This is a genomic window from Kaistella treverensis (assembly GCF_900114045.1).
Classification (GTDB): domain Bacteria; phylum Bacteroidota; class Bacteroidia; order Flavobacteriales; family Weeksellaceae; genus Kaistella; species Kaistella treverensis.
Genome location: NZ_FORQ01000001.1, coordinates 262,254 through 280,824, shown reverse-complemented (window position 1 = coordinate 280,824; position 18,571 = coordinate 262,254). Strand labels below are relative to the sequence as shown.

General features: G+C 39.7%; 23 protein-coding genes. 9 read left to right on the top strand and 14 right to left on the bottom strand.

The window, feature by feature from the left end:
• Positions 1 to 102 precede the first annotated feature (102 nt).
• Positions 103 to 363, top strand: a complete 261-nt coding sequence (locus BMZ55_RS01380) for a hypothetical protein (protein ID WP_039345020.1) — start codon at positions 103 to 105, stop codon at positions 361 to 363.
• Between the two features lie 54 nt (positions 364 to 417).
• Here BMZ55_RS01380 and BMZ55_RS01375 read toward each other — a convergent pair whose 3' ends face one another.
• On the bottom strand, positions 418 to 783 hold the full coding sequence (locus BMZ55_RS01375; protein ID WP_089817985.1) for a response regulator: 366 nt from the start codon (positions 781 to 783) through the stop codon (positions 418 to 420).
• An 11-nt stretch (positions 784 to 794) separates the two neighbouring features.
• The gene (locus BMZ55_RS01370) at positions 795 to 2,654 is read right to left on the bottom strand and encodes a PAS domain-containing sensor histidine kinase (protein ID WP_089817983.1); all 1,860 of its coding nucleotides are present in this window, start codon (positions 2,652 to 2,654) and stop codon (positions 795 to 797) included.
• Positions 2,655 to 2,849: 195 nt separating this feature from the next.
• Here BMZ55_RS01370 and secG point away from each other — a divergent pair, with 195 nt between their 5' ends.
• Positions 2,850 to 3,194, top strand: a complete 345-nt coding sequence (gene secG, locus BMZ55_RS01365; protein WP_089817981.1) for a preprotein translocase subunit SecG — start codon at positions 2,850 to 2,852, stop codon at positions 3,192 to 3,194.
• A gap of 51 nt (positions 3,195 to 3,245) precedes the next feature.
• On the opposite strand, the gene BMZ55_RS01360 is transcribed toward secG, so the two are convergent.
• The 3 genes from BMZ55_RS01360 to recR are packed head-to-tail and all read right to left on the bottom strand — an operon-like array spanning position 3,246 to position 5,544.
• On the bottom strand, positions 3,246 to 4,079 hold the full coding sequence (locus tag BMZ55_RS01360; RefSeq protein ID WP_089817979.1) for a glycosyltransferase family 2 protein: 834 nt from the start codon (positions 4,077 to 4,079) through the stop codon (positions 3,246 to 3,248).
• Positions 4,076 to 4,879, bottom strand: coding sequence for a glycosyltransferase family 2 protein (locus BMZ55_RS01355; RefSeq protein WP_177179767.1), 804 nt, complete (start codon positions 4,877 to 4,879; stop codon positions 4,076 to 4,078). Before BMZ55_RS01355 ends, BMZ55_RS01360 begins: the two co-directional genes overlap by 4 nt.
• A 53-nt stretch (positions 4,880 to 4,932) precedes the next feature.
• Positions 4,933 to 5,544 (bottom strand): recombination mediator RecR, encoded by a 612-nt coding sequence (recR, locus tag BMZ55_RS01350; protein WP_089817975.1) that lies wholly within the window; start codon positions 5,542 to 5,544, stop codon positions 4,933 to 4,935.
• A 73-nt stretch (positions 5,545 to 5,617) separates the two neighbouring features.
• On the opposite strand from recR, the gene BMZ55_RS01345 reads away from it, so the two are divergent.
• The 3 genes from BMZ55_RS01345 (at position 5,618) to BMZ55_RS01335 (ending at position 8,273) form a co-directional block, all read left to right on the top strand.
• Positions 5,618 to 6,223 (top strand): LURP-one-related family protein, encoded by a 606-nt coding sequence (locus tag BMZ55_RS01345; protein ID WP_089817974.1) that lies wholly within the window; start codon positions 5,618 to 5,620, stop codon positions 6,221 to 6,223.
• A 22-nt stretch (positions 6,224 to 6,245) separates the two neighbouring features.
• On the top strand, positions 6,246 to 6,743 hold the full coding sequence (locus BMZ55_RS01340) for a hypothetical protein (protein ID WP_089817972.1): 498 nt from the start codon (positions 6,246 to 6,248) through the stop codon (positions 6,741 to 6,743).
• Positions 6,744 to 6,830: 87 nt separating this feature from the next.
• Positions 6,831 to 8,273 (top strand): aminoacyl-histidine dipeptidase, encoded by a 1,443-nt coding sequence (locus tag BMZ55_RS01335; RefSeq protein WP_089817970.1) that lies wholly within the window; start codon positions 6,831 to 6,833, stop codon positions 8,271 to 8,273.
• A gap of 104 nt (positions 8,274 to 8,377) precedes the next feature.
• Here BMZ55_RS01335 and BMZ55_RS01330 read toward each other — a convergent pair whose 3' ends face one another.
• From BMZ55_RS01330 to BMZ55_RS01315, 4 genes are all read right to left on the bottom strand, one after another.
• On the bottom strand, positions 8,378 to 9,274 hold the full coding sequence (locus BMZ55_RS01330) for a helix-turn-helix domain-containing protein (protein WP_089817968.1): 897 nt from the start codon (positions 9,272 to 9,274) through the stop codon (positions 8,378 to 8,380).
• Between the two features lie 86 nt (positions 9,275 to 9,360).
• Positions 9,361 to 10,482 (bottom strand): alanine racemase, encoded by a 1,122-nt coding sequence (locus tag BMZ55_RS01325; protein ID WP_089817966.1) that lies wholly within the window; start codon positions 10,480 to 10,482, stop codon positions 9,361 to 9,363.
• A 1-nt stretch (position 10,483) separates the two neighbouring features.
• Positions 10,484 to 10,930: a GNAT family N-acetyltransferase gene (locus tag BMZ55_RS01320; RefSeq protein WP_089817964.1), complete on the bottom strand. Its 447-nt coding sequence runs from the start codon at positions 10,928 to 10,930 to the stop codon at positions 10,484 to 10,486.
• Between the two features lie 11 nt (positions 10,931 to 10,941).
• Positions 10,942 to 11,844 carry a universal stress protein gene (locus BMZ55_RS01315; RefSeq protein ID WP_089817962.1) on the bottom strand — a complete coding sequence of 301 codons (903 nt, stop codon included), beginning with the start codon at positions 11,842 to 11,844 and terminating at the stop codon, positions 10,942 to 10,944.
• Positions 11,845 to 12,089: 245 nt separating this feature from the next.
• On the opposite strand from BMZ55_RS01315, the gene BMZ55_RS01310 reads away from it, so the two are divergent.
• Positions 12,090 to 12,638: a DUF4256 domain-containing protein gene (locus BMZ55_RS01310; protein WP_089817960.1), complete on the top strand. Its 549-nt coding sequence runs from the start codon at positions 12,090 to 12,092 to the stop codon at positions 12,636 to 12,638.
• A gap of 57 nt (positions 12,639 to 12,695) precedes the next feature.
• On the opposite strand, the gene BMZ55_RS01305 is transcribed toward BMZ55_RS01310, so the two are convergent.
• Entirely contained in the window at positions 12,696 to 13,142 is a 447-nt protein-coding gene (locus BMZ55_RS01305; RefSeq protein ID WP_089819350.1) for a DUF1810 domain-containing protein, read from the bottom strand.
• 183 nt (positions 13,143 to 13,325) lie between these two features.
• Between BMZ55_RS01305 and BMZ55_RS01300 the strand changes: the two genes are divergently transcribed.
• Entirely contained in the window at positions 13,326 to 14,309 is a 984-nt protein-coding gene (locus BMZ55_RS01300; RefSeq protein WP_089819348.1) for a hypothetical protein, read from the top strand.
• 13 nt (positions 14,310 to 14,322) lie between these two features.
• On the opposite strand, the gene BMZ55_RS01295 is transcribed toward BMZ55_RS01300, so the two are convergent.
• Entirely contained in the window at positions 14,323 to 15,372 is a 1,050-nt protein-coding gene (locus tag BMZ55_RS01295) for an AI-2E family transporter (protein WP_089817959.1), read from the bottom strand.
• Between the two features lie 339 nt (positions 15,373 to 15,711).
• Between BMZ55_RS01295 and BMZ55_RS01290 the strand changes: the two genes are divergently transcribed.
• On the top strand, positions 15,712 to 16,146 hold the full coding sequence (locus BMZ55_RS01290; RefSeq protein WP_039345058.1) for a cold-shock protein: 435 nt from the start codon (positions 15,712 to 15,714) through the stop codon (positions 16,144 to 16,146).
• A 66-nt stretch (positions 16,147 to 16,212) separates the two neighbouring features.
• A complete protein-coding gene (locus tag BMZ55_RS01285) occupies positions 16,213 to 16,734 on the top strand; it encodes a DNA-3-methyladenine glycosylase (protein WP_089817958.1) in 522 nt (173 codons plus the stop codon).
• 71 nt (positions 16,735 to 16,805) lie between these two features.
• Here the strand turns inward: BMZ55_RS01285 and BMZ55_RS01280 are convergent, their stop codons facing one another.
• The 3 genes from BMZ55_RS01280 to BMZ55_RS01270 are packed head-to-tail and all read right to left on the bottom strand — an operon-like array spanning position 16,806 to position 18,571.
• Positions 16,806 to 17,171, bottom strand: a complete 366-nt coding sequence (locus tag BMZ55_RS01280) for a response regulator (protein ID WP_089817956.1) — start codon at positions 17,169 to 17,171, stop codon at positions 16,806 to 16,808.
• A 12-nt stretch (positions 17,172 to 17,183) separates the two neighbouring features.
• Entirely contained in the window at positions 17,184 to 17,750 is a 567-nt protein-coding gene (locus BMZ55_RS01275; protein ID WP_233701865.1) for a chemotaxis protein CheB, read from the bottom strand.
• A complete protein-coding gene (locus BMZ55_RS01270) occupies positions 17,747 to 18,571 on the bottom strand; it encodes a CheR family methyltransferase (protein WP_089817954.1) in 825 nt (274 codons plus the stop codon). Before BMZ55_RS01270 ends, BMZ55_RS01275 begins: the two co-directional genes overlap by 4 nt.

Genomic DNA, 18,571 nt, shown 5'->3' with positions numbered 1-18,571 from the left:
TAACAGTAGTGCAAAAGTTAAAATTCGGGTATTTTTCGCCAATCGAATAAAAGGGCATAATTCTTGAGTAATTGTCAGTACAAAACACAAAAATTTACCACTATGTCAGAAAATATATTATCTCTTGAAGACCTTAAATTTCTGGAAGTCCTGTATCATAAATACGGTCTGGAATTTATAAAATGTGACGAAGCGGGAATTAAAATTAACAACCAGGAGCAAATCTCGCAGGCGAAATCTATTGATTCCTACGATAATATGAGTTACATCGCACAAATTTCTAATAAATTAAAATACCGTTTGGATTCTAACTTTCAGCTGAATTTTTCGCGTGGATTTAATTTCGATTTACAGAGAATTTAAGAATTAGCACAGAACATAAAATAAGGCAATCTTTACAGGTTGTCTTTTTTTGTCTTATGATGCCAGTTGCTGCACCGCATTAATAATATCATCAATCTCGAATGGCTTCGCAATGAATGCGTTGGCGCCAGATTCAAGAGCAGTATGTTCCAGACCGCGGCTTGCGGACATTATTACCACAGGAATATTTTTAGTTCGTTCGTTTTCCTTTAATTTTTTACAGATATCCCGGCCATCTTCGCCGGAAAGCCACATATCTAACAGAATGATATTTGGTTCGTACGATTGTTCTACTAATCCGAAAATTTCGGAACCTCTTTCGAAGGTGTTTACTTCAAAACCTTCAAAATCCAACATTGTTCCTAAAGAATCCAGAATGGCAACATCATCGTCGATAATTACTATTTTTTTAGAAATCATTTTTTTTACGCTTAACTATTAACTTTAGGTAGAGAAAAACAGAAAGTTGATCCGTGGTTTAAAACACTTTTAACAGAAATATTACCGTGTGATCTTTCAACAATCTGCGAAGAAATGTACAAACCGAGACCTAAACCCGGAAATGTACTTTGTTCGTCGCCGCTTACGCGATAATACTGTTCGAAAACCCTGTTTTTTTTATCTTCAGCCATCCCGATCCCGAAATCCTGTACAGACAATTCCACATAATTGTCGGTGTCTGTAACAGTGACCATAATGGTATCCGCTTTAGGCGAATATTTTATGGCATTGGAGATGAGATTGGAAATGACCTGACCTATTCGATCCCTGTCTGCAAAAACCATACCTACTGGTTTGGTATGCAGATCAATTTTATATGCTGTGGACATTTGTTGCTCCTCAATCACTTCTATGACGAGCTTTTCAAAGTCGAAAACATCTTCATTCAAATAAATTTTTCCTGAATTTATTTTGGTTACGTCTAATAAATCACCGATCAGGGAAGTTAATTTTACGATCTGAACGTCCATTTTTTTTGCAAATTCCGCGTTCTTTTCGTCGCCGGTTTTTCGCAACATTCTTTCCAAAACCTGCGCATATAATTTCAGCGAGGTCAATGGTGTTTTCAGCTCGTGGCTTGCAATCCCGAGAAATGTATCTTTTTGTGCTGAAAGCGTTTTAAACTCATCGATATTCGTACTTGTGCCAATCCACTGTCGCAGATTTCCGTTCTCATCCAATACAGGCGTAGCGCGGTTTAAAAACCACACAAAATCATTTTTTTCCGGGCTGTAAAGGCGAAATTCCATTTCGAAGAATTTATGCTCCATGGTGGATTTTTCCCAAACATCTTTAAATTTAATTAAATCTTCGGGGTGAATAACCGCAGAAAAATCAAACGAATCGATCTCGTCTTCCTTTAAATTTAAAAAGTTGATTAAATTTTTATTGTAGTAAACCAGTTTATTCTCCAGGTCGGTGGTCCATACGACATGTGGCATTGCTTCGGCCAAATCTCTGTATTCCTGTTCTGTGTTCTGAGCTTTAATGCGGGATTGCACCAATTCTGTAACATCCATAGCACTGTTCCAGATGGCGTAAATTTTTCCGCTGGAATCACGAAGCGGCCGATAGGAAAAACTATAGTAAAAACGCTGAAGCTTTCCATCAACCTCCAAATCTACAGCATCTTCTGTCGCCATGTACGGTTCACCTGTACGGAAAATATTGCGCAGAATATCGATAAAAGGCTGCCCTTCCAGTTCCGGCACAGCTTCTTCTAATTTTTTACCAATTACAGCTCTTGTTTTGCCCCAGGTTTTAATCATCTGATCGTTAGCGAACTCAATTACCAAATCTTCTCCTTTATATAAAGCGTTGGAATATTCGGAAATTTCCATGAGTTCTTTGAAAAGCATTTCATTTTCCTGTAATTTCTTTTCGCTCAAAACCTTATCCGTCACATCAATTGCGACAACGGAAATTCCCGAAATTTCATCACCGGAAAAAATTGGTGCGTAGATGAAATCAAAATAAAATGGCTGCAAAATGCCGTCCCGCTCCAGGTACGCTTTGGTTTTGGAACCATTATAAGTAACGCCCGTTTTATAAACTTTTTTAAGAATTTTCGGGAATTCCTGGTTTGTAATTTCCGGCAGTGCTTCCAAAATCGGCAATCCGATCACAGTGGAATCTTTCTGCCAGAATTGCAAAATCTGAGTGTTGGCATTCTCTATTACGAAGTCTTTGCCCATTAACAGGGCAAGTCCTACAGGTGCCTGACTGAAAAGAGAAATGATGGATTCTGGACTGATCGTACTGTTCAGGAAATTTTTCATTAATACAAACATAAAAAATTATTGTTACATTATAAAGAAAAAATTTTCCGCCTTAAAACGGCAAAAAATTGCCGTTTTTATAGCCGAACTTTTTCAATATTTAAAGCTGAACAACTGCTTAGATATATTTCTGATTTAGCACAAATCTTTTCATTAAATAATTAAAAAATATGATTATATTTGCCCTTCGAAAACTTTGAATTAAAGATGAACACAATATTTACCTTATTCATGATCCTGATCATGATTTTAAGTATCTTACTAATCATTATTGTTATGGCACAAAACCCGAAAGGTGGAGGCCTTTCCGGAACCTTCGGCGGAACGTCTGCGGCGCAGTTCGGCGTTCAGCGCACCAATGATTTCATGGAAAAAGCAACATGGTGGTTAGGCGGCGGTATTGTATTTTTAATTCTGTTAAGCGTAATTCTTACCGCAAACCCAACAACTGTACAAACTGCTCCGGCTCGTACTGAAACTCCGGCACCACAAACTGCACCGGGCACCAACAACCCAGCGACGTTGCCAACTACACCGGCACCATCCAACTAGAAAAAATTATTTATTTAATACCGAAAGAGATGCAAATATTTTGCATCTCTTTTATTTTATCCGCTGCTTTTCCAGGGAATGCCGAACCTGCAAACCGGCGGAAAGAATGCAGTGCTGTAGCGGTTTGTGGTCTTTATAATATTTATCAATAAAAATCTGCATCGCACCGTAAAAGCGTTTTAAATATTCTAAATCTTTGGTAGTGCTTTGACCTTTGTGATGTAAAATGGAAGTTTTTCCGTAATACCAATTGCTGTAACCTGCGCGTAACAGCGTAAAACAGAAATCGATGTCTTCACCGTACATGAAGTATTTTTCATCCAGACCCCCAATTTCCAAAAAAACTGCCCGTTCAGCAAGTAAAAAAGCGCCGGTAAGTACTTCTACTTCCGCAATTTCAAATTCACCGATATCATTCCGGTAATATGACTTGGTTTTTTCGTTTCTAAAATTCAGATAAAGCTTGCGAAAAGAGCTGAACAAATCCGGAACCGAACGTTTGCTTTCAGGTAAAAAATTTCCGGCTGCATCATGCATACGAACGCCGAGACAGCCAAAATTCTGTTTTGAATCTGCGAAATCCAGCAAGTTTTTCATCGAAAAATCCTCCAGTTCCGTGTCCGGATTTAAAAGCAAAATATATTCTCCACGCGCGATTTTTGCTACTTGGTTATTTGCTTTTGCAAAACCGCAATTTTCGTCGGAAGTCAGAAAATGAAAATCGGGAAATTCATAAATTAAATTTTTCCACGACGAATCCATAGAACAGTTATCGATCACAATTACTTCATAATCAACATCTTTAATATACTTTTGCAGCGAAAGAAGGCAGTTTCGCAGCAAATCGGTTACGTTATAGTTTACAATTAGTATTGATAATTTCATCGGCCTTGCTTTTTAAAATAAAAATTCCGGGCTATTCGTACTAAAAATTTCATTTTATAAAAAGCGAAATAAGCTCCATATTCTGCAAAACCAATCTTTTTTAATGCCAAAAGTTCCTTTAAATTTCTCTGAAAACCTTTTTCCATTTCAAGCAAATTAGCCGATAAACCGGAAACACCGAAACTGCGTTTTCCAGCGCCAGCCAAAATCAATTCTTCATTTAAAATATACATTTTGCAATGCTCAGAAATTTTTAACCAAAAATTCAGGTCTTCAGCAAACCGGAAATTTTCGCCAAAAAAGCTGGTTTTTTTTAAGATTTCAGTTTTAAAAATCACTGTCGAAGGTTGAACTTCATTGCGAAGCAACAATTTTCTAAAAGTAACTTTTGCCAGATTATTTTTTTGCACCCGAAACGGCCATAAAATTTTTTGATTTTTTCTCAAACAACCCAGAAAGTCCACATCCAGATTTCTGTCTTCGAAAACGTCCATCTGCCGCTCCGTTTTGTCCGGAAGCCATTCGTCATCAGCATCTAAAAGCGCGATATATTCTGCTGTCGTTAAGCGCATCGCAGCATTTCTGGCTACCGAAACGCCCAAATTTTCCTGATTGAGTAAAGTGATTTTCAGCGGACGTTGCTTCATATAACTTTCCACCACCGCGGCACTTCCGTCCGTAGAACCGTCATTCACCACAAATATTTCAAACTCACCTTTCCATGTTTGATTTCTGATGGAATCTAAAGTTTTTTCAATACTTTTTTCAGCATTGTAAAGCGGAATGATGACTGAAATCAAGGGTAAAAAATTAAACAGCAATGAAGATAGTAAAAAATCTGAAATCCGCGCCGTTAATCCTTCTCATTGTAAGGCAAACGGTTTTGGATCGAACGGCCCAGCGAAATTTCATCAGCGTATTCCAGTTCATCGCCAACGGAAATTCCGCGCGCAATTGTGGAAAATTTTACGTTGCTGTTTTTAAACTTTTTGTAGATAAAATACGCGGTCGTATCGCCTTCCATCGTGGCGCTCAGCGCAAAAATAAGTTCTTGAACAATTCCTTCTTCAAGTCTTTTTTCAATCGAAGAAATATTGAGTTTGCCCGGTCCAATGCCTTCCATGGGTGAAATTTTACCGCCTAAAACGAGGTATTTTCCGCGAAATTTCCCGGTGTTTTCAATAGCCATCACGTCGCGAACGTCTTCTACTACGCAGATTACTTCTTCTGCACGTTTCGGATCGGCGCAGATTTCACAAACTTCAGAATCCGAAAAATTATGACATTGGCTACAATACTGGATTTCGGTAACAAGTTTTTTTAGTGAATCACCCAAAGTTACCGCTTGGCTCGCGGGCTGCTTTAAAAGATGAAGCGCCAACCGCAAAGCAGATTTTTTACCAATGCCCGGCAAACCTGAAATTTCTTCTACGGCTTTGGCTAAAACTTTACTCGGATAATCCATTGCACAAAAATAAAATTAAATCCCGCAATTACCAAGTCCCTCCTATTTTATTATCTTTAAAAAAAAATTCCTGATGACGCTTAATAACCTGAACTATCCACTCGATTTTAAATTTAAAATTACCACGCTTTCCAGCGACTTCAACATCACCGACAAAAACGGAAATTATGTGGCATACGTGCGGCAGAAAATGTTTAAATTAAAAGAAGATGTGCTGGTTTTTAATGATGAAACAAAAACGCGCGAACTTTTCCGGATAAAAGCCGATCGCTGGCTGGATTTTAACGCAAGCTATTCCATCAAAGATGCCGCGTCACAGCAATATTTCGGGCGGCTTGCACGAAAAGGAATGCGCTCGCTCTGGAAATCGCATTATGAAATTCTAGATGAAAATGACAATATGAGATTTACCGTCAGTGAAGACTATGCGTGGGTAAAAATCCTGGACGGACTGGTAAGCGAAATTCCGATTGTGGGAATGTTTTCGGGTTATTTTTTAAATCCGGCTTATACCGTGAAAGATGTGGAAAATAATGATGTTTTTAAGCTGAAAAAAATGCCGTCGCTTGTAGGCAGACGATTTCAGCTCGACCGTTTGAATGACATTGCGGATTCCGAAGAATCATTGGTGGTTTTATCACTATTAATGATGGTTTTGCTGGAACGCGACCGCGGATAAATTTTAATAAAAAATATATTTAATGAAAAAATTATTGTTTCTCGCAGCTTTTGCATTTTTATTTTCCTGTTCCAAAGACGAAAAAATTGCCGAAAATACCGGTAAAATTTCAGATTCCACGGTTGTAATCCAGGATTCTGTAAATTCAAATCAAACTGATATTCCCGCGCAAATTAAAGTAGAAACCTTCGGTTTTCCGGCCGAAGTTTCGGGTTGTTCCTGCTATTTCAGCACCAATAAAGAAGATTTTCAGGATGAAAAATTTGTCTACATCGATGATTACGGTAATAATGCTTATTTAAAACTCGATGGAAAAACCATAAAAATTCCCATGAAAGAAGGTGATTTCGATCCGGAAAATTTTAATAAAACCCTTAAAAACGAAGAATATACGATTACCATTAATGGTAAAAAAATCAAGGAATTCTATGAAGTCATGATGTTCGAAGGCACGATGACGGTTGAGAATAAAAACGGTGAAAAAACCGTGACACCAATTTACGGTGAATGCGGCTGTTAAATTGCTCACAAAATCTGCATTGAAGCGCTTTCAGCTATTCCGGAAGCGCTTTTTTATTCGTAATTTTGAGCTAAATAAATTTTAAAAATGGAATTATCACAACTCGAACCGCAGATTGTCTGGAAAAATTTCGCAGCTTTAAATTCGGTGCCGCGTCCTTCGAAAAAAGAAGAAAAAGTTATTGAATTTATAAAGAACTTCGGCGAAAAACTCAACCTCGAAACCACTGTTGATGAAGTTGGAAATGTAATCATTAAAAAACCGGCGACGGCAGGTATGGAAGACCGTAAGCCAATTGTGCTGCAATCGCACCTCGATATGGTTTGCCAGAAAAACAACGATGTGAATTTCGATTTCGAAACCGAAGGAATTCAAATGGAAGTTGCGGGGGATTGGGTAAAAGCAAAAGGTACTACTTTAGGCGCTGACAATGGTTTGGGCGTGGCTTCCATCATGAGTATTCTGGAAAGTAATGATGTTCCGCATCCGGCGCTTGAAGCGCTTTTCACCATCGATGAAGAAACCGGAATGACCGGCGCGAAAGGTTTGAAACCAGGTCAGCTGAACGGCGAAATTTTGTTGAATTTGGATACCGAAGAAGATGATGAAATCGACATCGGTTGCGCGGGCGGAATTGATGTTACAGCTTCACAAAATTACACTCTCGAAGATGCGAAAGGCCAGATTGTAAAAATCAGCGTACACGGCTTGCAGGGCGGACATTCCGGGATGGATATTCACAAAGGTTTTGGAAATTCCAACGTGATTTTGGGCCGACTTTTATACACCGGAATTTACAACCAAAATATCCAACTGATTTCCATTGATAGCGGCGGTTTACGCAATGCAATTCCCCGCGAAGGAAACGCGGTTTTGTCGGTGAGAAATTCTGTTGAGTTCATTGAAAACGCAGAAGTTTTAAAGCAGGAAATTCTTGAAGAATTTGCTGAAATCGAAAAAGATCTTCAAATTAACATCGAAAATTTCACCAGCGAGGAAAAAGGGATTTCCGAAAAAGATTCAAAAAACATTATTCTAGCTTTAAAATCAGCACACAACGGCGTTTACAGAATGTCGCCGGATGTGAAAGATTTGGTGGAATCTTCAAACAATATTGCGCGAGTGGAACTGCAGAACGGTGCTTTGAAAATTTTAAATCTTTCCCGCTCATCTGTAGAATCTTCGAAAAATTCGGTCGCAGAGCAGCTAAAATCTGTTTACGAACTTGCGGGAATGGATGTGGAATTCAGCGGCTCTTATCCAGGCTGGAAACCAAAACCGGGTTCTGAAATCGTGCAGATTATGGAAAAAATATACGAAAAAGATTTCGGTGCAAAACCAGCTGTCGTCGCCTGTCACGCCGGTTTGGAATGCGGCATTATCGGCGCCAATTATCCCGAAATGGAAATGGTAAGTTTCGGCCCAACCATCCGCGGAGCACACTCGCCGGATGAAAAAGCGAACATCCCGTCCTTACAGAAATTCTGGGGCTTTTTGCAGGAAATTTTAGCAAATATTCCGAAGAAATAAATTACCACCTTTTCAATAATTAAAAGCGAAATACAATATTTGTGTTTCGCTTTTATAATTTAAAAATTTGCCGCTATTCGGGCTGATTTTGTCAAAATAGCTTTCTACCTTTCTGAAATTATATGTTGGTTCTGAAATTTTTTCCGGAAAATATTAGGGCTTTCACCGGCAATTTTCTTGAAATATTTTCCGAAATGCGATTTGTCCGAGAAGCCCAGCTCAAAAGAAATTTCAGTTACTGAAAGATCGGTGTTTAACAACAATCGTTCCGCCTCTAGAATCACGCGGTTTTGGATTAAATTCTCCGCTGAAACATCGAGTTTTTCTTTCACCAAAGCATTGAGATAATTTGCAGAAATCGCCAGAAATTTTGCGTAATCCGAAGTTCTTTTTAAATCTTTAAAATGAAGTTCAATAAGATTTTTAAACTGCTCTATATGCGAATTTTTCCGGTTTGTCTTAAATTTAATATAATCGGCATTATTGGTTTTCCGGATGAATTTTAACATCGAAACTTTCAGCATCAGGCAAATGATTTCTTTGTTTAAAAGCGCGTGAGTTTCAAATTCTCGTTTAATATCTGCAATTCCGTTTCGGAAATTGGTGAATTCGGTTTTAGAAAAATCCAGCATCGGCGGTAAATCCGAAAAAGCGGTGTCATTTTTAATTTTGCGGTTGCCGGTGTAAATCAAATTGTAGAAACTACGCGTAAAAAGCACAGCTTCGCCGGCAAAATTTTCAGCTTCCGCAAAACGGAAAACCTGGTTATAATTCACGAAAAAAACGCGGTTTTTTTGGAGGTCGAATATTTCAGTATCAATCTGAAGCTGTCCTGCTCCACTTTCCACCGTCATCAATGTGTAAAATTTACTCTTGAAGGCATCACTGCGGGAAAATATTTCAGCCAGTTCTTTTCCGTTTAGAAATATGAATTCACCTTCCAGCGAACTTGTTTTCTTTAATGAATTGATGGTAACAGAATTGATTTTTGTTTTCGCCATTGGTAGAACATATTACTAACCAAACAAAGGTAAAACAAACCATTTTAATGAAAAAATTCGGCCTTAAAACACCTAAATTCTATGATTTAGTTCAAACATAAATAATGATGTGAACTACCGCCAAGGTGAACAACTTCAGTTTTCACCTTTTTGTCTACGTAATCGGAATTCATGGCGCGCAAAACCGCCATATAATTCATGCTGAAATCGATGGTGTCGCCAACCTCCAGATTTTCAGAATTTTCACCTAAATCTAAAATCAGCATATCCGAACTCGCGCCAATAATTTCGATATCCGAATTTAAAGCCTGAATATCTTTATGATCAATATCCAGCAAACCGACATCAACAATGGCGCGCAGCGAAAGTTTTCCTTTTTCATTTTCGGAAAAAACAGGTGTTTCACCTGTTAAATTTGTCCCGGCGGTTCCGGACGGAATCGTTGGTTTTTGCTGCATTTCGATAATTTCAGCGGTAAGCGTGAAAACATCGTGGTACATTCCGCTGAGCAGGGAATCCTGATAGACATTCGTCCCAAAAAACAAAGTTTCACCAACCCGGAAATGGTTGATTCCAAACGGAACTTCATTGGTAAAAATAAGCGGAATCGTCACCGAAGAACCACCGGAAATGTAAGGAATTTTCTCGCCGGAATGTTCTTCCACAATTTCTTTGAAACGGTTGAGCTTGGACAATTTTTTCTCGTCTGGCAAAATTCCGTTCAGGCAATTCAGATTTGTCCCCAGACCAACGACTTCAATATTCGGCAGCGCCAGAACGTCGTCGTAGAAAGACATCAGGTTGCGCGCCATAATTCCCTCACGCAGCTCGCCCATTTCCACCATGAGTACCACTTTGTGGATTTTCTCCTGTTTTACGGCTTCCGCGGCAAGCAGTTCCAGCGTCGCAAGCTCGGTATTGAAACTTACATCAGCAAACTGCACAATGCTTTTTGCCAAACGTTTTGCAGGCGGTTTAATGTAAATCGTCTGCGTTTCCGGCGAAAGTTTTTTGATGGTTTTCAGATTGCTCAGTCGCGAATCGCAAATCTCGGTATTGCTGATATTCAGTAAAACATCGAGGAATTTTTCGTTGCCACACAGCAGTTTTGCTACAATCGCCCACTCGATTTCATGTTCGCGGAAAAGTTGATCCAGAACTTTGAAATTATGACGCAATTTTGTAGCATGTAAAGTAATGTATGACATCTTATTTTTTTAATCTCATTTCGAGATATTTGCTTGTAAAACCAAGGTTTTGGTAAAGGAATCTTGCGGGATTATCCGGTTCGCAGTGAAGCGCCATATCGCCTTCGGAAACTTCTATTGCGGTCTGCATCAGTCTTTTGCCAAGCCCCTGACCACGCATTGATTTGTCGGTAGCGATATATACCAGAATATTTTCCGGGATATAACCTTCCATGCCTGTTTTGTTCACCACCACGGCGCCTGCAATGCGCTGTGTCACGGTATTAAAAGCGCTCAGGACCACACCGCCAGGTTTATTATCAATTCCAAAAGCGTAATTCATCGCTTTTTCTATTTCGGCTTTCGGGTCGCCGTATTGCTCCAGACTTTCCACCAGAAAATCGATAATATCTTCTTTCGTGTGTTCATCTGCTTTATTTTCGTGGGTATAAATGTTTATTTTAATCATTATTTTAATTTTTATCCGGGAAACGGCAAAGTCACGTCGAAACCTGTAAGCGGCTCTTCGCTAATTCGTTCACCTCTTGTCTTCACAATAAAAAGCGGGACATCGGTGCCGTTAATCATTTTTTTAAAGAAATTTTCAGCCATAAAAGATTTCCAGGAATTTTCGTCCTGATCCGCCAATACGATAATATCGCTTTCTTCGCGCTGTGCAGTTTCTACAATTTCGTCGGCGTTATCCGCGCACAGTTTAAACTCCGAAACATAATCAGCCCCTTTCATCTGCATCACCTTCCGCATTTCAGCGTAGGATTTTCTAATCATAGCAAGCCGTTCCGCATCTGCAACACCCAAAAGGTTAATTCCGCCTTCATTTTTTTCGGCCAAAACAAGGGAAATTTTTGCTTTTTCATCCAAATCATTTTCTACACGAACCGGCAAAAGGATTTTCTTGAAATGCGTTTTTCTAAAAGTCTCCGGAACCAAAAGCACCGAAGTTGCCGCGTACTGCAGGATATTGTACGAATTGGAACCTAAAATAAAGCTTTTCACATCCTGTTTACCGGAAGTTCCAAGAACGACCAAATCCACATTTTCTTCCAGAATCAGTTCATTAATGCTGTCAGTAAGGCCTTGCGTGCTTAGCTTAATTTCGATTTCGATATTGAAATTCTGCTGAAGCGCTCCGCGGATCTCATTAAGTTTAAGCTGCGCCACGTCAAGCGATTGCTGCACAATTTCGGAACCTATTACCTGCTTTCCGCCGCGATCCATTAAATAATAAGTGTGTACGACATGCAGAATAATTATTTTTGAACCATGGCGCATTGCCATTTCCGTCGCCAAACGCAAAGCGTTTTCTGCTTTCGCGGAAAAATCCGTGGGAACCAAAAGTGTTTTCAATGGACTGCTCATCATCAGAGTATTTTATGGTTTGCAAATTTATGGGCTCGAATTTCAAAAGCGTGGCTAAAAAAAGCCGGTTTGTGGTATCAATTATCTTCTTTAAGAATGTATTTTGACACACAAATTAAATAAGAAAATCTGCTAAATGATTTTTCGTTCATTAAATATCGGAAAATTTAAATTGAAAAATTACCTGCTTTATGATCATATTTTCTTCAATTTCAAAAAATATTATCTTTAACTTCCAATTCATTGCCATGAAAAATAGCGAGATTAATGACGCTTTGCTAAAGATTTTAAAAGAACGTTTCGACCAAAATATGCAGCGGCACGAAAATTTAAGCTGGAACGAAATCGAAAAAAAGCTACAAAATAACGCCGAAAAACTTAACTCTTTACAGCTTATGGAAGAAAGCGGCGGCGAACCGGATGTCGTGGGTGTCGACGAAAAAACTGGAGAATTTCTTTTTTACGACTGCGCTGCTGAAAGTCCGAAAGGCAGAAGAAGTTTTTGCTACGACAAAGCCGCGCTGGAAAAACGCAAAGAAAACAAACCAAAAAATAATACCGAAGAAGCGGCAAATTTTATGGGCATTGAACTCCTTACCGAAGAACAATACCGTTTTCTACAAACTCTCGGAAAGTTCGACACCAAAACTTCCAGCTGGTTGAAAACGCCGGAGAATATCCGAAAGTTAGGCGGCGCCATTTTTGGTGATTTCCGGTACGACACGGTTTTTATTTACCACAACGGCGCAGAATCTTATTACGCTTCTCGCGGCTTTCGCGGTGTTTTACGCGTTTAGAACTTCAGAAAAAATAGCCGTTAAAAAGGGCAAATTTTTCAGTTTTTTCCGAAAGCGTTAAGCCAAAATATTCAGTGTATTTTCGTCTTTTTTACCATCGTAATATTTCCCGAGCGCTTTGCTGAAAATGCGGTATTTTCCCTCGGAAAACTTTTTTGGATTTTCTTCGACCATGAAATTAAACAAGGTGAGACATGATTTAAATTTCAGAAAATCCGGATAGCCAAAAATCTGCTCCGCCGATTTTCCGTGCACATCATCAACCAAAATTTTTGTTAACCGTAACAGTCTTTTGCCTAAAACATCATGTTCCAAATATTCTTCAGCTTCCGCTAAATCCTGAATTTCAAATTCGCGCGCGATGGCAGATTTCCCCAAACCTTTAATCTGTGGAAAAATATACCACATCCAGTGCGTGGTTTTTTTGCCATTTTTTAGCTCCTGCAAAGCATCTTCAAATGAATTTTTCTGCGCCTCCACGAAACGGTTTAAATGATTTTCCATTTTTTGTGTTTTAAAGCTTAAAGTTACCGGATTTAATTCAAATTTTTTAGCTGCTTTAAGGGCAGATTTTCGAAAATCTCTAAAGCTGCTTTTCTCAAAACCTAACATTTCTCATTGACTTCACCGTGCTGTTTCGGCAAAAAACCGCGCTTTAATGGTTATATTTGTCAAAATTTTTTATCCATGCGTGAAGCACTTTTCAATCCGTTTCTGGAAATGATTTTCGATGACCAGTTCTGTTTTCTTACAGGCGATTTGACGACCGAAAAAATGTCGGTTTATCCGGAGTGGCTGCTGAATCATTTTGATTTTGCCAGTGACCGGATTGAAATGATGGACAAATCGAAATCGTATCAGTACAAAGATTTGCAGCTGCCGTGTTCAACGCGCGTGAAAAAAGCTTTCGGAGAGCTTGAAGAAAAAATACAAGCAGCTTACAAACTGGGATATGAAGGAATGGCGGCGCTGGACGAGCAGCTGATTTTTTTTTGGGCAGGACGCATGGTGTACGGAATGCTATACTATGAAATGCGCTACGAAACCAACCGATTGCTGAAAAAAGGCGAAAATTTTGACCTTTCCGCGTCGCTGCGCGAAAGGTTTGGGAACTTCCATTTGATGATGCAGTCCATCGTCGAACCTATAACTTTCGTGGGCAAAAAACCCTGGACGATTGCGGTTTTTCCGCTGAAATATTCCGCGGACATCATCAGTTACCGCGACGATACCATTAATTTATTGTTCCAGTTTGGCGTCAACGGCTTTGGATTTATCGCTTGCCTGCAGGACAACGGCGTGATTGGCGAAAAACAGCAGGATATTCTGGAAAAAATGGCGGGCCACGCGTTGCATCCGGTTCAATTTGAGGAACTTTTCGCGCGCTTCCACTACTCCGATTATATTTTGCAGTATAAAGCGGAATATGACATTCAGCAAACGGAAAACGGTACTACGATTGAAGCACTTCCAATTGAAGCTAACGCGAACCGTCCGGTTTTCGGATTTTGGGATGAAGATATTTTCGCGCAATTACTGGCAAATTATTGGTCGGTGTACGGCATTCAGCGTGAAGATATTTTAAAATTCCAGAAACCGCCGCTGAGCTTTTTGGAAAATCCGTACACCAAAGATTTCATTGTTCCCGAAAATATCGATTTACCATTTTAAAAAAATTTGCCGTTTAAGCGGCATTTTTTTCGTTTTCATCTTCCTGTTTTTCCACGTATAATTTGTTGACGAGTGTCATAATGATGGCAACAACCGGCGTGGCAAGCAAAACGCCCCAAAATCCGGCGATCAAACCCATCGCGACCTGACCGAATATGAGCAAAGCCGGTGGCACGCTCACCATTTTTTTCTGAATTAAAGGTTGCGTGACGGTGCTTTGAACAATTTGGATAAAAGTGTACAGACCGAGTACAAGCAGCGCAGTGTTTGGACCTTGCATCAAACCGAGTAAAACTGCTGGAACCAGCGCAATGAGCGGCCCGAAATTCGGGATGAAATTGAGCAAACCGGCGATTAAAGCTAAGGTAAGAATCAGCGGCATGCCGAGAATCCAAAGTCCCAAACCGGAGAGAACGGCGATGAAAAAAAAGCCGAAGATTTCACCTTTAATCCAGTTTTTCAGCACGCGGTGAATTTCGTCATAAAGATTTTCGGCGGTTTTTTTTCCTTTCGACGGTACGAGGTGAATGATGCCGCGACGGTAAACACTGGGACCTGCGGTGAAAAATATGGCAAGCAAAAGCACGATATAAATATCACTTAAAATTCCGAAAGTTGAAGAGAAAAAGGATTTCAAAGCGGAAGTTGCTTTGCCGGAATTCAGAGACTTGGTAGAATAATTAAGAATTTTTTCGCCCAAAGGTCTTTCGGAAAGCCAGGTTTTGGCATTGTTGATCGTTTGCGGCAGTTTTTGTGAAAGTTCATCAATCTGAGAATTTAAGCGTGCACCGACGAACCAAAAAAACGCGCCGATAATAATGAGATTCAGCACAATTGAAACGATAAGCGCGTAAGGTGAACCGATTTTCAATTTTTCGGTAACTAAACCTGCGAAGGCGTGAAAATAAATACTGATTAAAGCGCCGGCAAGCACCAGTAAAAGCAGATTTAAAAGCGTGCTGAAAAGATACGCGACCACCACAAAAAGCAAAAGAATTCCGGCGGCGATCCAGACTTTGTTTTTGAAATTGAGGTTTTTCGAAGCAGGAGAATTTTGATCCATAAGGCAGGAATTTTTATGGTAAAATGGAAAGTGCTATTGTAAAGGTAGAAATTTTGAAATAAAAACTTTTTAAATATCAAAAGCTAAATCGAAAATTTTGGCCTTTGTTGTAGCAAATTTTTTAGAAGTTTAGTAGTTTAAAATGGAAAAAAATGCGGTTTTAGCGCGGAATTTTTTAGAACAATAAGAATTTAAAATAAAAAAAAATGATGTTTTGTGCGGGATTTTTTTTAAGACAGTAAAATATTCTTTAGTTAAAATTGAAATTTTAGCGGTTTAATTGTTTTGTATTAAGTAATTTTGTACCTTATCACTTAATCTAAAAACAACAAAAATTATATGGCGGATTCTTTCTCCAAAAAAGAAAACTTTAAGAAAAAACTTCAGAAACAAAAGGAAAAAGCTGCTCGCCGTGAGGAGCGCAAGGACAGCAACGACAAAGGGAAAAGCCTGGACGACATGATTATGTACGTGGATGCCAACGGTCAGTTCACCAGCACACCTCCGGATAAAAGAAATGATGAAGATTTTGATTTAGGAAATATACAGCTTGGCGCGGCGCCGATTGAAGCTGAAAATCCTATTAAATCAGGTATCGTTACTTTTTTCAGCGAAAAGGGTTACGGTTTCATCACCGAAGATAAATCGAAGGAAAATATATTCTTTCACAGCAATAACTGCGAAGAAATGATTAAGAAAGGCAATAAAGTGTCTTTCGAGATTGAAAAATCGCCCAAAGGACTGTCGGCAATGAACATTAAACTCATACGATAAAAATAAAAAAAGCTTCTTTCAGGAGCTTTTTTTTTATCTTAATTTCAGCCGGTAAAAATTCTTAAAATGCCAGCACGACTTTGCAAATCTTATTTTCAGGAGAAAAATGCTCCGGAACTTGCGCGTAAACTTTTGGGGAAAACTCTGGTTCGTAGATTTCCGGATGGGCGGGAAATCCGCAGTAAAATTACGGAAACAGAAGCCTATTTCGGAACCGATGATGAAGCAAGTCACGCCAGCAAAGGCCGCACGGCACGGACTGATCTGATGTTCGGCGACGGCGGTCGCGTTTATGTTTATCTGATTTACGGAAAATACTGGCTGCTGAATATTGTCACCGGAAGAGCGCATACGCCGGAAGCCGTGCTTATCCGAGGACTGGAGACCGTAAGCGGACCGGGACGGCTGGGAAACCTTCTGGAGCTCGACAAAAGTTTCTACGGAGAAGATTTGGAAACATCCGAAAGGATATGGCTTGAAGATTCTGCGTTGGAGGGCGAAATTATCAGTGGTCCGCGGGTAGGTGTGGATTATGCCGGCGAAGAATGGCGCCTAAAGCCCTGGCGCTTTACGCTGATAACAAAATAAAAAAATATCGCTTTTAAAGACGATTTTTTTTTAATCGGAAAACATCAAACTTGATCTATACAATAGCACTTTCAAATATCTTCGGTGTATTTGATTACTGTTTTTTCAAAAAGATAAACATCAAAAGGTTTTGCAAGGAAATCATCTGCCCCGGCCTCGCTTGCAAGTTTGCTAATATTGCTGTTTGCAGAAAAATAGATTACCGGAATGTTTTGCAGTTTGGGATCTGTTTTAATCAGTTTAGTCGCTTCAATTCCGCTGATATCAGGCAACCAGTTATCCATAAAAATCAGGTCGGGCATGAAATCAGTAACCTGCTGCACCACGCTGTTGGTAGTTGGCGACGTTCTTACTTCGCAGCCTATGTCCTGAAGAATTTCGGTACAAAGTTCCAAAATTTCGACATTATCATCAAAAATAAACACTTTCTTTTTCATATCATTTTGGCATTACGCCATTTTATTTATATACTCGGCCATTTCGGTTGGGTCCAGCACTGCATCAACATTTACGTGATCGAGCGCAGATTGTGGCATATAAGTTACCACCGCGGAAGCTGGCTTCTGAACAAGGGCGGTTCCCCCATATTTTTTAATCGCCTGTAACCCTGCGGTTCCGTCGCTGTTGGCTCCCGAAAGCAGCAGACAGGCAAGGTTTTCACCAAAAACTTCGGCAGCACTTTCAAATGTTACATCAATAGACGGACGGGAAAAATTGACTTTCTCTGAGGCGTCCAGCGAAAAAGTGTGATCGTTTTCGATGAGTAAATGGTAATTGGGTGGAGCAATATAAAGGATTGCAGGCAACATTTCTTCTTTTTCTTCTACTTCTTTTACCATCATTTCGGTTCTTGCGGCCAGCAGATTGGTTAAAATGTCGTCTTTTCCGGATTTTCGGTGGAGCACCAGAATAATGGGAAAAGGCAATGTAGGCTTAAGTCCCGGGATTAATTTCAACAATACTTCCAGGCTGCCGGCCGATCCGCCAATAAGCAATGCTTTACAGTGTTTCATCATTCATGGATTTTGCGCCAAATTTTTTCCCCTTTCAACCGTTCAAAGTTCTTTGCCACGCTGGAGAAATCAAGTGTTTCCTTAGTTCCAAGAGCCAGGTAACCAAATTTTTCCAGACTGTTGTTAAAGAGTTCGAAAACTTTGTTCTGCAGCGGCCGGTCGAAATAAATAAGCACATTGCGGCAAAGGATGAGCTGGAATTCATTAAAGGAATTGTCGGTCACGAGGTTATGGGTTGAAAAAATAATTTTCGATTTCAATTCTTCTTTCAGTTTACCCAAAGAGTAATTGGCTGTGTAATAGTCAATAAAATGTTCGCTTCCGCCGGCGGCGATATAATTTTCGGTATACAATTTTATTTTGTTGAGCGGTATCATCGCCTGTGTTGCATTGGCCACTACTTCGCTGTTGATGTCTGTTGCATAAATCAGGGATTTTTGCAGGAGATTAAGTTCCTTTAAAAAAATAGCAACGGAATACGCTTCTTCACCCGTGCTGCAGCCAGCGACCCATATGCGGATAAACGGATAGGTGCCGAGTCGTGGCAGGATTTCGTCTCTTAAGGTTTTATAGAATGCCGGATCGCGAAACATTTCGGTGACATTGATCGTGATTTCCTCAAGAAAACGTTTGAAATAACCAGGTTCGCTTCTAATTTTGTACCGGTATTCGGCGAAACTCACGAATTTATCCATTTCATAAAGCCGCAGTATCCTGCGTTTCAGCGATGCGCGGGAATAGCCGGTAAAATCGTAGCCATAGACTTCCAGCACATCCGAAAGCAAAATTTCTATCAGTTCGTCGTTATGTTCAGAGGATTTCAA

What these genes read in the sequence shown, in the direction of transcription:
- BMZ55_RS01380 (WP_039345020.1), top strand. Translation starts at nt 103, where the DNA reads ATGTCAGAAAATATATTATCTCTTGAAGACCTTAAATTTCTGGAAGTC.
- BMZ55_RS01375 (WP_089817985.1), bottom strand. Translation starts at nt 783, where the DNA reads ATGATTTCTAAAAAAATAGTAATTATCGACGATGATGTTGCCATTCTG.
- BMZ55_RS01370 (WP_089817983.1), bottom strand. Translation starts at nt 2,654, where the DNA reads ATGTTTGTATTAATGAAAAATTTCCTGAACAGTACGATCAGTCCAGAA.
- secG (WP_089817981.1), top strand. Translation starts at nt 2,850, where the DNA reads ATGAACACAATATTTACCTTATTCATGATCCTGATCATGATTTTAAGT.
- BMZ55_RS01360 (WP_089817979.1), bottom strand. Translation starts at nt 4,079, where the DNA reads ATGAAATTATCAATACTAATTGTAAACTATAACGTAACCGATTTGCTG.
- recR (WP_089817975.1), bottom strand. Translation starts at nt 5,544, where the DNA reads ATGGATTATCCGAGTAAAGTTTTAGCCAAAGCCGTAGAAGAAATTTCA.
- BMZ55_RS01345 (WP_089817974.1), top strand. Translation starts at nt 5,618, where the DNA reads ATGACGCTTAATAACCTGAACTATCCACTCGATTTTAAATTTAAAATT.
- BMZ55_RS01340 (WP_089817972.1), top strand. Translation starts at nt 6,246, where the DNA reads ATGAAAAAATTATTGTTTCTCGCAGCTTTTGCATTTTTATTTTCCTGT.
- BMZ55_RS01335 (WP_089817970.1), top strand. Translation starts at nt 6,831, where the DNA reads ATGGAATTATCACAACTCGAACCGCAGATTGTCTGGAAAAATTTCGCA.
- BMZ55_RS01330 (WP_089817968.1), bottom strand. Translation starts at nt 9,274, where the DNA reads ATGGCGAAAACAAAAATCAATTCTGTTACCATCAATTCATTAAAGAAA.
- BMZ55_RS01325 (WP_089817966.1), bottom strand. Translation starts at nt 10,482, where the DNA reads ATGTCATACATTACTTTACATGCTACAAAATTGCGTCATAATTTCAAA.
- BMZ55_RS01320 (WP_089817964.1), bottom strand. Translation starts at nt 10,930, where the DNA reads ATGATTAAAATAAACATTTATACCCACGAAAATAAAGCAGATGAACAC.
- BMZ55_RS01315 (WP_089817962.1), bottom strand. Translation starts at nt 11,844, where the DNA reads ATGATGAGCAGTCCATTGAAAACACTTTTGGTTCCCACGGATTTTTCC.
- BMZ55_RS01310 (WP_089817960.1), top strand. Translation starts at nt 12,090, where the DNA reads ATGAAAAATAGCGAGATTAATGACGCTTTGCTAAAGATTTTAAAAGAA.
- BMZ55_RS01305 (WP_089819350.1), bottom strand. Translation starts at nt 13,142, where the DNA reads ATGGAAAATCATTTAAACCGTTTCGTGGAGGCGCAGAAAAATTCATTT.
- BMZ55_RS01300 (WP_089819348.1), top strand. Translation starts at nt 13,326, where the DNA reads ATGCGTGAAGCACTTTTCAATCCGTTTCTGGAAATGATTTTCGATGAC.
- BMZ55_RS01295 (WP_089817959.1), bottom strand. Translation starts at nt 15,372, where the DNA reads ATGGATCAAAATTCTCCTGCTTCGAAAAACCTCAATTTCAAAAACAAA.
- BMZ55_RS01290 (WP_039345058.1), top strand. Translation starts at nt 15,712, where the DNA reads ATGGCGGATTCTTTCTCCAAAAAAGAAAACTTTAAGAAAAAACTTCAG.
- BMZ55_RS01285 (WP_089817958.1), top strand. Translation starts at nt 16,213, where the DNA reads ATGCCAGCACGACTTTGCAAATCTTATTTTCAGGAGAAAAATGCTCCG.
- BMZ55_RS01280 (WP_089817956.1), bottom strand. Translation starts at nt 17,171, where the DNA reads ATGAAAAAGAAAGTGTTTATTTTTGATGATAATGTCGAAATTTTGGAA.
- BMZ55_RS01275 (WP_233701865.1), bottom strand. Translation starts at nt 17,750, where the DNA reads ATGATGAAACACTGTAAAGCATTGCTTATTGGCGGATCGGCCGGCAGC.